The organism is Serratia sp. S4, assembly GCF_000347995.1.
Classification (GTDB): domain Bacteria; phylum Pseudomonadota; class Gammaproteobacteria; order Enterobacterales; family Enterobacteriaceae; genus Serratia; species Serratia quinivorans.
On record NZ_KB661120.1, the window covers coordinates 322,306 to 335,893 of the forward strand.

The 13,588-nt window shown below is 50.6% G+C and carries 3 protein-coding genes, 2 tRNA genes and 3 rRNA genes; 6 read left to right on the forward strand and 2 right to left on the reverse strand.

Annotation, left to right across the window (positions count from 1 at the left end; genetic code table 11):
• The first annotated feature begins 41 nt into the window (after window positions 1–41).
• The 6 genes from SERS4_RS0102130 to SERS4_RS0102155 all read left to right on the forward strand — a co-directional run bounded on the left by SERS4_RS0102130 (window position 42) and on the right by SERS4_RS0102155 (window position 11,522).
• A 16S ribosomal RNA gene (locus SERS4_RS0102130) occupies window positions 42–1,584 on the forward strand.
• Between the two features lie 73 nt (window positions 1,585–1,657).
• Window positions 1,658–1,734 (forward strand) — tRNA-Ile (locus tag SERS4_RS0102135).
• A gap of 37 nt (window positions 1,735–1,771) precedes the next feature.
• Window positions 1,772–1,847: transfer RNA gene (locus SERS4_RS0102140), tRNA-Ala, on the forward strand.
• Between the two features lie 205 nt (window positions 1,848–2,052).
• Window positions 2,053–4,961 (forward strand): 23S ribosomal RNA (locus SERS4_RS0102145).
• A gap of 97 nt (window positions 4,962–5,058) precedes the next feature.
• Window positions 5,059–5,174, forward strand: a 5S ribosomal RNA gene (gene rrf / locus SERS4_RS0102150).
• The 16S, 23S and 5S rRNA genes sit together here with 2 tRNA genes alongside, the layout of an rRNA operon.
• A gap of 444 nt (window positions 5,175–5,618) precedes the next feature.
• Window positions 5,619–11,522 (forward strand): glucoamylase family protein, encoded by a 5,904-nt coding sequence (locus SERS4_RS0102155; protein ID WP_017891337.1) that lies wholly within the window; start codon window positions 5,619–5,621, stop codon window positions 11,520–11,522.
• 85 nt (window positions 11,523–11,607) lie between these two features.
• On the opposite strand, the gene actP is transcribed toward SERS4_RS0102155, so the two are convergent.
• Window positions 11,608–13,260: a cation/acetate symporter ActP gene (actP, locus tag SERS4_RS0102160; RefSeq protein ID WP_012004762.1), complete on the reverse strand. Its 1,653-nt coding sequence runs from the start codon at window positions 13,258–13,260 to the stop codon at window positions 11,608–11,610.
• Entirely contained in the window at window positions 13,257–13,568 is a 312-nt protein-coding gene (locus tag SERS4_RS0102165) for a DUF485 domain-containing protein (RefSeq protein ID WP_012004763.1), read from the reverse strand. The genes actP and SERS4_RS0102165 overlap by 4 nt, the downstream gene beginning before the upstream one ends.
• Between the last annotated feature and the right edge of the window lie 20 nt (window positions 13,569–13,588).

Sequence of the window (13,588 nt, forward strand, 5' to 3'; positions counted from 1 at the left end):
TTTTCGAGCATCGCTTCACGAGTTGAAGCAAATCAAGCTTTTAATTGAAGAGTTTGATCATGGCTCAGATTGAACGCTGGCGGCAGGCCTAACACATGCAAGTCGAGCGGTAGCACAAGAGAGCTTGCTCTCTGGGTGACGAGCGGCGGACGGGTGAGTAATGTCTGGGAAACTGCCTGATGGAGGGGGATAACTACTGGAAACGGTAGCTAATACCGCATAACGTCTTCGGACCAAAGTGGGGGACCTTCGGGCCTCACGCCATCAGATGTGCCCAGATGGGATTAGCTAGTAGGTGGGGTAATGGCTCACCTAGGCGACGATCCCTAGCTGGTCTGAGAGGATGACCAGCCACACTGGAACTGAGACACGGTCCAGACTCCTACGGGAGGCAGCAGTGGGGAATATTGCACAATGGGCGCAAGCCTGATGCAGCCATGCCGCGTGTGTGAAGAAGGCCTTCGGGTTGTAAAGCACTTTCAGCGAGGAGGAAGGGTAGTGTGTTAATAGCACATTACATTGACGTTACTCGCAGAAGAAGCACCGGCTAACTCCGTGCCAGCAGCCGCGGTAATACGGAGGGTGCAAGCGTTAATCGGAATTACTGGGCGTAAAGCGCACGCAGGCGGTTTGTTAAGTCAGATGTGAAATCCCCGCGCTTAACGTGGGAACTGCATTTGAAACTGGCAAGCTAGAGTCTTGTAGAGGGGGGTAGAATTCCAGGTGTAGCGGTGAAATGCGTAGAGATCTGGAGGAATACCGGTGGCGAAGGCGGCCCCCTGGACAAAGACTGACGCTCAGGTGCGAAAGCGTGGGGAGCAAACAGGATTAGATACCCTGGTAGTCCACGCTGTAAACGATGTCGACTTGGAGGTTGTGCCCTTGAGGCGTGGCTTCCGGAGCTAACGCGTTAAGTCGACCGCCTGGGGAGTACGGCCGCAAGGTTAAAACTCAAATGAATTGACGGGGGCCCGCACAAGCGGTGGAGCATGTGGTTTAATTCGATGCAACGCGAAGAACCTTACCTACTCTTGACATCCAGAGAATTCGCTAGAGATAGCTTAGTGCCTTCGGGAACTCTGAGACAGGTGCTGCATGGCTGTCGTCAGCTCGTGTTGTGAAATGTTGGGTTAAGTCCCGCAACGAGCGCAACCCTTATCCTTTGTTGCCAGCACGTAATGGTGGGAACTCAAAGGAGACTGCCGGTGATAAACCGGAGGAAGGTGGGGATGACGTCAAGTCATCATGGCCCTTACGAGTAGGGCTACACACGTGCTACAATGGCGTATACAAAGAGAAGCGAACTCGCGAGAGCCAGCGGACCTCATAAAGTACGTCGTAGTCCGGATCGGAGTCTGCAACTCGACTCCGTGAAGTCGGAATCGCTAGTAATCGTAGATCAGAATGCTACGGTGAATACGTTCCCGGGCCTTGTACACACCGCCCGTCACACCATGGGAGTGGGTTGCAAAAGAAGTAGGTAGCTTAACCTTCGGGAGGGCGCTTACCACTTTGTGATTCATGACTGGGGTGAAGTCGTAACAAGGTAACCGTAGGGGAACCTGCGGTTGGATCACCTCCTTACCTAATGATATTGATTGCGTGAAGTGCTCACACAGATTGTCTGATAGAAAGTAACGAGCAGAAATACCTTTATAGGCTTGTAGCTCAGGTGGTTAGAGCGCACCCCTGATAAGGGTGAGGTCGGTGGTTCAAGTCCACTCAGGCCTACCACTTCTCGAAGTGGAAAAGGTACTGCACGTGACTGTATGGGGCTATAGCTCAGCTGGGAGAGCGCCTGCCTTGCACGCAGGAGGTCAGCGGTTCGATCCCGCTTAGCTCCACCATATAGTCCTGTATTTCAATACTTCAGAGTGTACTGGCGACAGTATGCTGCGAAGTATTTTGCTCTTTAACAATCTGGAACAAGCTGAAAATTGAAACATGACAGCTGAAACTTACTCCTCCGTAGAAGTACTGGAGTAAGGAGTACCCTGTCATAGAGTCTCTCAAATGTAGCAGCACAATTGTGGAAACACTTTTGGGTTGTGAGGTTAAGTGACTAAGCGTACACGGTGGATGCCTAGGCAGTCAGAGGCGATGAAGGGCGTGTTAATCTGCGATAAGCGTCGGTAAGGTGATATAAACCGTTATAACCGGCGATACCCGAATGGGGAAACCCAGTGCAATTCGTTGCACTATCATACGATGAATACATAGTCGTATGAGGCGAACCGGGGGAACTGAAACATCTAAGTACCCCGAGGAAAAGAAATCAACCGAGATTCCCCCAGTAGCGGCGAGCGAACGGGGAGGAGCCCAGAACCTGAATCAGTTCTTGTGTTAGTGGAAGCGTCTGGAAAGTCGCACAGTAAAGGGTGATAGTCCCGTACACTAAAATGCATTAATTGTGAGTTCGATGAGTAGGGCGGGACACGTGACATCCTGTCTGAATATGGGGGGACCATCCTCCAAGGCTAAATACTCCTGACTGACCGATAGTGAACCAGTACCGTGAGGGAAAGGCGAAAAGAACCCCGGCGAGGGGAGTGAAATAGAACCTGAAACCGTGTACGTACAAGCAGTGGGAGCCTACTAGTTGGGTGACTGCGTACCTTTTGTATAATGGGTCAGCGACTTATATTTTGTAGCAAGGTTAACCGTATAGGGGAGCCGTAGGGAAACCGAGTCTTAACTGGGCGAATAGTTGCAAGGTATAGACCCGAAACCCGGTGATCTAGCCATGGGCAGGTTGAAGGTTGGGTAACACTAACTGGAGGACCGAACCGACTAATGTTGAAAAATTAGCGGATGACTTGTGGCTGGGGGTGAAAGGCCAATCAAACCGGGAGATAGCTGGTTCTCCCCGAAAGCTATTTAGGTAGCGCCTCGTGAACTCATCTTCGGGGGTAGAGCACTGTTTCGGCTAGGGGGCCATCCCGGCTTACCAAACCGATGCAAACTCCGAATACCGAAGAATGTTATCACGGGAGACACACGGCGGGTGCTAACGTCCGTCGTGAAGAGGGAAACAACCCAGACCGCCAGCTAAGGTCCCAAAGTCATGGTTAAGTGGGAAACGATGTGGGAAGGCATAGACAGCCAGGATGTTGGCTTAGAAGCAGCCATCATTTAAAGAAAGCGTAATAGCTCACTGGTCGAGTCGGCCTGCGCGGAAGATGTAACGGGGCTAAACCATGCACCGAAGCTGCGGCAGCGACGCTTAGGCGTTGTTGGGTAGGGGAGCGTTCTGTAAGCCGTTGAAGGTGGCCTGTGAGGGTTGCTGGAGGTATCAGAAGTGCGAATGCTGACATAAGTAACGATAAAGCGGGTGAAAAACCCGCTCGCCGGAAGACCAAGGGTTCCTGTCCAACGTTAATCGGGGCAGGGTGAGTCGACCCCTAAGGCGAGGCCGAAAGGCGTAGTCGATGGGAAACAGGTTAATATTCCTGTACTCGGTGTTACTGCGAAGGGGGGACGGAGAAGGCTAGGCTAGCCGGGCGACGGTTGTCCCGGTTTAAGCGTGTAGGGGGAGTGACCTGGTAAATCCGGTTGCTTATTCAACCCTGAGGCGTGATGACGATGCACTACGGTGCAGAAGTAGTTGATGCCAAGCTTCCAGGAAAAGCCTCTAAGCATCAGGTAACACAGAATCGTACCCCAAACCGACACAGGTGGTCAGGTAGAGAATACCAAGGCGCTTGAGAGAACTCGGGTGAAGGAACTAGGCAAAATGGTGCCGTAACTTCGGGAGAAGGCACGCTGGCGCGTAGGTGAAGAGACTTGCTCTCGGAGCCGAAGCCAGTCGCAGATACCAGCTGGCTGCAACTGTTTAATAAAAACACAGCACTGTGCAAACACGAAAGTGGACGTATACGGTGTGACGCCTGCCCGGTGCTGGAAGGTTAATTGATGGGGTCAGCCGCAAGGCGAAGCTCTTGATCGAAGCCCCAGTAAACGGCGGCCGTAACTATAACGGTCCTAAGGTAGCGAAATTCCTTGTCGGGTAAGTTCCGACCTGCACGAATGGCGTAATGATGGCCAGGCTGTCTCCACCCGAGACTCAGTGAAATTGAACTCGCTGTGAAGATGCAGTGTACCCGCGGCAAGACGGAAAGACCCCGTGAACCTTTACTATAGCTTGACACTGAACATTGAGCCTTGATGTGTAGGATAGGTGGGAGGCTTTGAAGCGTGGACGCCAGTCTGCGTGGAGCCAACCTTGAAATACCACCCTTTAATGTTTGATGTTCTAACTCGGCCCCGTAATCCGGGGTGAGGACAGTGTCTGGTGGGTAGTTTGACTGGGGCGGTCTCCTCCCAAAGAGTAACGGAGGAGCACGAAGGTTAGCTAATCACGGTCGGACATCGTGAGGTTAGTGCAAAGGCATAAGCTAGCTTGACTGCGAGAGTGACGGCTCGAGCAGGTACGAAAGTAGGTCTTAGTGATCCGGTGGTTCTGAATGGAAGGGCCATCGCTCAACGGATAAAAGGTACTCCGGGGATAACAGGCTGATACCGCCCAAGAGTTCATATCGACGGCGGTGTTTGGCACCTCGATGTCGGCTCATCACATCCTGGGGCTGAAGTAGGTCCCAAGGGTATGGCTGTTCGCCATTTAAAGTGGTACGCGAGCTGGGTTTAGAACGTCGTGAGACAGTTCGGTCCCTATCTGCCGTGGGCGTTGGAAGATTGAGAGGGGTTGCTCCTAGTACGAGAGGACCGGAGTGAACGCACCACTGGTGTTCGGGTTGTCATGCCAATGGCATTGCCCGGTAGCTAAGTGCGGAAAAGATAAGCGCTGAAAGCATCTAAGCGCGAAACTTGCCTCGAGATGAGTCTTCCCTGGGAACTTGATTCCCCTGAAGGAACGTTTAAGACTAAGACGTTGATAGGCTGGGTGTGTAAGTGCAGCGATGCATTGAGCTAACCAGTACTAATGATCCGTGAGACTTAACCTTACAACACCAAAAGTGTTTTGATTTGAGAGATTTTCAGCGCGTTCCGAGATTGGTTCTGGTGGTCATGGAAATGACGGCTGGAATGAAACAGAATTTGCCTGGCGGCAATAGCGCGGTGGTCCCACCTGACCCCATGCCGAACTCAGAAGTGAAACGCCGTAGCGCCGATGGTAGTGTGGGGTCTCCCCATGCGAGAGTAGGACACTGCCAGGCATCAAACAAAGTACAAAGCCTCATGCGAAAGCATGGGGCTTTTTACTTTGTCAGTTATTTGGTGTTCAGCTCGAGCATGGACATGCGAAAAGCCCGTCGGGAACGGGATTTAACGCCGCTTGCGGCGGCCCCAAAGGGGTGAGTCTCAGGATGAGACGAGTATTGTAGGACACTGCCAGGCATCAATTAAGCCAAGAGGCCATCCGCAAGGATGGCCTTTTTACCTTGCCTGCTATAAATAAATGGCCGTTACCCCACCAATTTTCATATCACTCTTCAATGCGCATCACATAAATCACGCTATATCTCTCATCCGCTATTTGCCTGCTCTCATATATTCATCTGTAGTCTGAGTTCCCACACTACAGGGATAAGTCATAACCTTATGTTTACCATGGTATTGTCCGCTTGTTTTAAAAACATTATTTAAAATAGGCGGACAATATGAACAATGAATATACAAAAACGGTATTTGAAGGTAATACTGCCGACAATGCCGATACTTTGCTGGCAAGGATAGACTTCAATACGGAAGTTAACGATGTCTCTGAGAATGATAATATAGAGAAAGTTGAGGGTAATATCATTCTGGTTAAAAATAATATTGGCCAGAATGGCTATTTCGAAAATGGCACTATTTCTCTGGTAAGGGATAGTTTTTTATTTTCTACAGATCGTGATTTTAGCCTATCGTTCTGGATTAAATTTGGATCATCAAGCGATGGCGTGATTATCTCTAATAAAGATTGGGGGAAAGGCTCAAATATCGGCTGGTTGGTGGGTATTAATCATGATTATCTGGTCTGTAATTGGAAAGGTGTCTCCGGTTCACGTTTAGATGTCGGTGCTGAACAAAATATAAAAATTGCTGACAATCAGTGGCATCACATTGCAGTCACTTTTGACCGTCAGGGTGACGCTATTTTTTATAAAGATGGGGGCCAAGTATATAACATTAATATTTCTAACTCGGGCAGTATTGATAGTGGATATACAACGGTTATCGGTGCGGATGCACTGGGTCAATATCCTTTAAAGGGCTGTCATCTGGATGAGATTGAAATCCACGATAAAGTATTCACTCAAGAAGACATTAAGCAAAAATTTTATGATTTGAAAGATAAACTGCGGAAGCCACTGACCGTATTCATGAACTTTGAAGGGGATCTAAAAGACAGTTCAGGCCAAAGCAACGATGGAATAGCAACCGGGGATATTGGCTTTGTTCGTGGTTTTGATGGACTGGCAGCTAAATTAGAAAAATCGTATATTACGCTACCACAAAGTGAGTTATTTCCCGCTTTGGATGGTGACTTCAGCGTTTCTTTCTGGGTAAAGGCTAACGCACAATATGAAGGGGTTATATTTTCTAACAAAGATTGGCGTGTTGGCGGGAACATTGGTTGGGTAATAGGGATTAGTGGTAAAAGCCTAAGGTGGAATTGGCAAGGTGCTTATGGTCGCCGGTTGGATATGGCGGATATCCCTATCGCCGATTTTAAATGGCATCATGTTGCTATTGCACACGATCGTTCCAGAGACGCTGTTTTCTATCTCGATGGTCAGGAGCAGTCCCGGGTCACTATTGCCAACAGTGGACACACTAACACCCATTTGGATTTTAATATCGGCGCGGATGGCCGAGGCGAATATCGATTGGCGAATACTTTTCTCGATCGAGTAAAAATAACCAACACCATTATTTCCGCCCAGCAAGTCCGACAAGAATATGACGAGTATTATGAGAAACTCACTCCGGCACCTATCTCACTGCATTACGACTTTAATGATCATTTAAATGATGCCTCGGTTAATGGCTACGATGCAGTCATACATGGCAAGGAGGAATATGTATCCGGTTTTGCCAACAGTGCATTTTTGTTCAATGGCGATAGTTTTATCACCATTCCTAATCCAGAATTACAAAATGATTTGTCAGGTGATTTTAGCCTGTGCTTTTGGATCAAGGCCCCTACCGGCAATAAAGAGCAAACGATTATTTCGAATAAAGACTGGAACAGTGGGGGCAATCCAGGTTGGCAATTAGGGGTTCATAAAAATGCACTGAGTTGGAATTGGAAGGGGGACAGCGCCGGTCGTTATGATCTTGGTGATGATTATCCTATTTATGTGGCAGATGGCCGCTGGCATCAGATTACGGTGAGTCACGATCGCTTTGGCAATGCCTGTTTCTATAAAGACGGCGTGCTGAAACAACAGATTGATATTCGTTTTTCGGGGGATACCGCAACTGCGTTGGATATCGCTGTTGGTGCAGATGCTATGGGCCAGTATCGCCTAAGCAACGAAACAATGATTGATGAGCTACGGATTATCAACCGGGCTGTAGACCAACAGGAGGTGCAGGCACTCTATGAGGAATATCGCGATCTGGTTGTTAAACCTTTGACTGAGAAATTTAGCGGTAGCTTGAAATTTGTTGGGGCGGAACAGACGGTGACGGACTCTGCGTTTACGCTGAATCTGCATTTACGTACCAACAATATGGAGAATGTCATTGATGACTGCACCAGTGAGCTTCATTATGACTCATCCTTATTTGAATTTATTGAGGCCGTTGGCAGAGATATTTCTGCACGGGTTACAGCAAACGGTGTTTTGAAAGTCAGCGTATATGGCGGCCGTACCTTCAACAATACTGACCCTTTAGACTGGCAAAAAACAAAAGTGGGGGAACTGCGGTTCAAAACCACTGCAGCAGCGGGTGCCGGTGAGTTCTCTTTGTCAAATTGCCAATTCTACGAGAATGGTCGTTTATATCAGATTGACTCGCTGGATGTGGAAACACATCATCTGACGATCAACGAGGCATTATCCCTGGACGCTAACCAGGATGGTGTGATCACATTAGGCGATATTATTGGCCTTCCCCATGATCGGCAAGTCCATGTTGCAGAACAGCTTGCTTTTATGCCTTATAAGCGCGTGCTATTTATTGGTCTGGATGGTGCGGGTGCCGGTGTCAGCATACAGGCTCCCTATTGGCCTTCCGTGGAGTCGAAAAAAGAAACGGTTGGCGATCGACTGCATATCCCGTATTTACGAAAAATGATTGAGCAAGGCGCGGTGACCTACACGGCGCAATCGGTTATGCCGTCCGACTCTGCCCCAAACTGGGGGGCGATACTTACCGGTGTAGATACGAGTAAACACGGGGTAACCAATGGTGTCGCTGCCGAATACTACTATCCGGAAAACAGCCTCTATCCGACCTTATTTAAACGGCTGCGACAGGCCATGCCAAACCGCAAGCTTGCCGCTTACGTTTCCTGGGATGCCATTGCCAATAGCCTGATTGAGCCTTCGCTTGGGGTGGAGTGCGTCAAGGATTATGATGCGGCCATCGTGGAAAAGGTCACGGCCTATATTGCCGGCGGCAAGATGAAAGATACTGCATTCATGATGGTCCATCTAAGCAATATCGATCTGGCCGGACATTCAAAGGGATACTACGGACCGGACTATTACCGGGCAATGACCACGGCAGATGGGCAAGTCGAGAAGATTATCAGTGAGCTGGAACGGCAGGGCTTATGTGAAGATACTTTGGTGATTATCTCCCCCGACCACGGTGGCGGTACCGAGCAGGCGGACGGGACTCAAACACAGAACTTTAGCCATGGGCAAAACTCCGCATTGGCGCGAACCGTCTTTATCGCGGCAAATGGTCGAACCGTCGCCAGAGAGACGGCAGGTGAAAAAACGCTGTTGGGCGGCTCCACGAAAGATATTGCCGCTATGGTGTGCCATGCATTGAATATCCCACAGACCAGTGATGAAGTGGGTTTACGCAATATGTTCATGAGGCAAGATGAGCTGTCAGATGCCGACTTGCCTGAATGGGTGATGACCCAAGTAGTTAATACGCCGTCGAACAGCGTTGGTAGCTATCAATTAATGCTGGCAAACGGCAGCGATGATATCTGTGCCGCCGATATTACGATTGAGGTGGATAATACCCAGGTAGAACAGGTTATTCCCCTGCTGGCCGACATCAGGCTGTTACGCAAAGAGTTTGCCGCGGAAAAGTTACGCTTGGTATTTGTCTCCGACCAGCCATTACCGGCCGGGCAGGCATTGTTTACCTTTAAGACGCGAAGACATTCCCCGCAGTATGGCCTGCAAATCAAGGATGCGATGGTTGCCAATCAGCAAGGGCATGAGACCCTGCCTGGATTGACGCAGCAAACACTGACGCAAGGCGATCCGCTCGGCATCACGCTGAGTCAGGAAACGGTCACGTTGGAGGTGGGCAAGCAGTTTACCTTGATCGCGGGTATCAAGGGAGTACAGGCCGATGATTTGAAATGGAAAAATACGCGCCAAGATGTCGTCATCCTGCAAGCGAATGAAACTATTTGCACCGTTAATGCGCTTAAACCCGGCTTCACGAAGATCACCGTCGAAAGTGAAGATGGTGCATATTCCGCTGAGTGTGATGTCTCGGTGATAGCGCCTCTCACTTTGGATAATGAAGGTTTCACCGACAAGAGCCGTTGGTTGATGGGTTCGGCGACCCCGGGGAGTAAGCTCGAAGTAACCACTGAAAACGGGGCGTCGATTTTCGGCTCGGTGGCAGACGATGGACGTTTCCACCTTGAACTGCCGTCGTTGTTGGAACATTCCCAGTTTTATATCCAGGAAACCTATCCTCAGGGCACTAAAGGGGATAGACATAGTTTTGAGGTGCGTCCTAGTTACAACCTGTTGTGGGATATCAATGCCCAGGCCAGTGCCAGCAGCGTTTGGTTCAAACAACCACAGTATGGGGCTGATAAAGCCATTGATGGTGATGCTGGCAGTCGCTGGGCCTCTCATGATGAGCCGCTTCCGGCGTGGCTTGTGGTGGATTTGGGCGCTGAAATTGATTTCGATCTGGTGAGAATCAAAGAGTATGAGTCTCGGGTTGAGGCCTTCACGCTTGAAATCCTGCAAAATGGGCAGTGGTTGCCGGTTTATCAGGGGACGACCCTTGGACAAAACGCCGAGCTTTATTTCCCTCGGGTTAAGGCATCGCAAATCAGGCTGAATATTACGGCCGCGAGTGATTCTCCCACAATCTACGAACTGCAAATTTTTGATACGGCCAATCCTCCGGTGCGCGAGATCAGCGATTCCGCGTTGATTGCGTTGGAAACCAGAAAAAGTTTCAATTTCTTCTGGGAAATGGCCAATAGCGATCCTGCCAGCCCCGGCTACGGTTTGGTTAGCGACGCGAAGCCCTCGGCGATCTGCAATGTGGCGCAGGTCGGTTTTGCCCTGTCGGCGATTCCAATTGGCGTTAACAACGGTTGGATCACCTGGGATGAAGGGGCGGCACGCACCCTGGGTACGCTGAATATGTTGTTGAATAATGTCGATCAACACCGGGGATTCTTCTACCACTTCCTGAATAAGTGGACGGGGAAACGGGCCTGGAACTCTGAACTTTCAACCATTGATACCACACTGGCGTTGAATGGCGTGATTGTTGCCGGGGAGTTCTTCGGGGGTGAAATCAAACAAATGGCGGACCAGATTTATCACAAAGTCGACTGGGAGTGGTTCCGCGATCCTATAACCAATCAGTTTTATATGGCGTGGTTCCCGGAGAATGGCGGTGGGTTCAATGAGTACAAATGGTCCGGCCCGGTTGAACAGGCCAGCATGTATGTACTGGCGGCAGGCTCTCCGACGCATCCGGTCAACGGCGATATGTTCTACAGCATAAATCGTGCTAAACGATCGTACCGCGGTAGCGAGCCGGTGTTTGATACCTGGTTTGGCTCCAGCTTTACCAACCAGTTTTCTAATGCCTGGGTCGATTTCCGTGGCAAGGTCGATAGGCTGGGTGATGACTGGTTTAACGATGCGGTGCTCAACTCGCAAATCAGTCGCCAATACAGCATTGATGAACAGGATAACTTTAAGACGTTCGGTCCTGATTCATGGGGACTGTCGGCGGCGCCAGGCCCAGATGGCGCCTATCATGGCACCTATGGTGCGCCACCGGCGACGGCGGCCAGCACGGATGGCACTATGGTGCTTTCCGGCGCAGTAGGCGCCATTGTATTCACGCCACAAGCATCACTGGCGGCGATGCAAAACTATTACCGGAACCACCCTTATACCTGGGGCAAGTACGGCTTTAAAAGCGGTTATAACCTGGATGTTAAGCCGTATTGGTACTCTTCATCAGTTAATGGGCTGGAAAAAGGGATTAGCGTCGTCATGCTCGAAAATTATCGCACTGGCATCATTTGGCGGTTGTATATGCAGAATGAGGCGATTAAGCGAGGTGTGGCCGCCATTGGCCTGACTGCGCGCAATGAGGTTAGTGGAGAGTGACGTGACTGACAGACAGTTAGGGGCAGTTTTTTGCTGTCAGTGATAATAAAAAGTGGGTTCAGCATGCTGAACCCACGGTTTTATTTTAATGCGAACTGCCCTGGGAAATCCCCAGGCCGGTTTGCGAACGTACAAATTGGAAACGGAAGCGCTCACGCTCCTGCTGCCCAGCCAATGAGCTGTCGGTGACCGAGAACAGCCAGGTGCCGACGAACGCGACAATCATCGAGAACAACGCCGGATATTCATAAGGATAAATGGCCTTCTCATGCCCCAGGATCTGCACCCAAATTGTCGGGCCAAGGATCATCAGGATAACCGCCGTCAGCAGACCTAACCAGCCGCCGATCATGGCGCCGCGCGTAGTCAGGCGTGACCAATACATTGAAAGAATGATAATCGGGAAGTTACAACTGGCAGCAATCGAGAAGGCCAGCCCGACCATAAAGGCGATATTCTGTTTCTCGAACAAAATCCCCAATGCAATGGCCACGATCCCCAGGATCACCACGGTAATCTTTGAAACCCGCAGTTCATCACGCTCGGTCGCCTTACCGTTTTTAATCACGCTGGCGTACAAGTCATGAGATACCGCAGAAGCTCCTGCCAGTGTCAGGCCGGCAACCACCGCCAGAATGGTGGCAAAGGCGACCGCTGAAATAAACCCGAGGAAGAAGTTACCGCCGACGGCGTTGGCCAAATGCACCGCTGCCATATTGGTACCGCCCAACAGCGCTCCGGTAGCGTCTTTGAATGCTGGATTAGGGCCGACTAACAAAATTGCGCCGAAGCCGATAATAAAGGTCAGGATATAGAAGTAACCGATAAAGCCGGTGGCATAGAACACACTCTTGCGGGCTTCTTTGGCATCGCTGACGGTAAAGAAGCGCATCAGGATGTGCGGCAGACCCGCAGTACCAAACATCAGCGCCAGCCCCAACGAGAGCGCGGAAATAGGATCGGACACCAGTCCGCCCGGGCTCATGATGGCGATGCCTTTCGGATGCACTTTCACGGCCTCGGCAAACAGGGTATTGAAGTCAAAATTGACCGATTTCATCACCATCAGCGCCATAAAACTGGCACCGGCCAGCAACAATACCGCTTTGATAATCTGTACCCAGGTGGTTGCCAGCATGCCGCCGAACAGCACGTACAGCACCATTAAAATACCGACCAGGATCACCGCCACGTGGTAGTTAAGACCAAACAGTAACTGGATCAGCTTACCGGCGCCAACCATCTGTGCAATCAGGTATAGCGCGACCACCACCAGTGAGCCGCAGGCCGAAAGGGTACGGATTGGTTTCTGCTTAAGTCGGTAAGAGGCCACGTCAGCAAAGGTATAACGGCCCAGATTTCGCAGGCGTTCTGCAATCAGGAACAAAATGATCGGCCAGCCGATCAGGAAGCCGATGGAATAAATCAGTCCGTCATAGCCAGAGGTATACACCAGTGCGGAAATACCCAGGAAAGAAGCGGCTGACATAAAGTCGCCGGCAATCGCCAGGCCGTTCTGCAGGCCGGTGATTTTGCCGCCTGCGGTGTAGTAATCCTGGCGTGAACGCGTTCGTTTGGAAGCCCAGTAAGTGATGTATAGCGTGGCACCGACAAACAGTACGAACATCACGATCGCCTGAATGTTCAGCGGCTGGCGATGAACTTCGCCACTTATGGCATCAGCAAAAGCCAGGCCCGGCAGCATCAGTAGGGCGGCGACAGACAATAAAGGCTTCATTTCTTCACCTCACGCAGGACTTCTGCAGTCAGGCGATCGAACTCGCCGTTGGCGCGGAATACGTAGATCCCGGTCAACACGAAAGAGATCACGATCAGGCCGACGCCGACCGGGATCCCGCGGGTAATGGTCGATCCTTCAGCGATCGGTGTGCCCAACCACTGTGGATCGAAAGCGATCAATAAAATAAAGCTGACGTACAGCGCCAGTGTAATCAGTGAAAGCAGCCAGGCGAATCGGCTACGTTTTCGCACCAGTTCTATAAAGCGCGGGTTTTCCTCAATCCCTTGATAAATGGTGTCATTCATCAGAGCATCTCCAGTAGGTA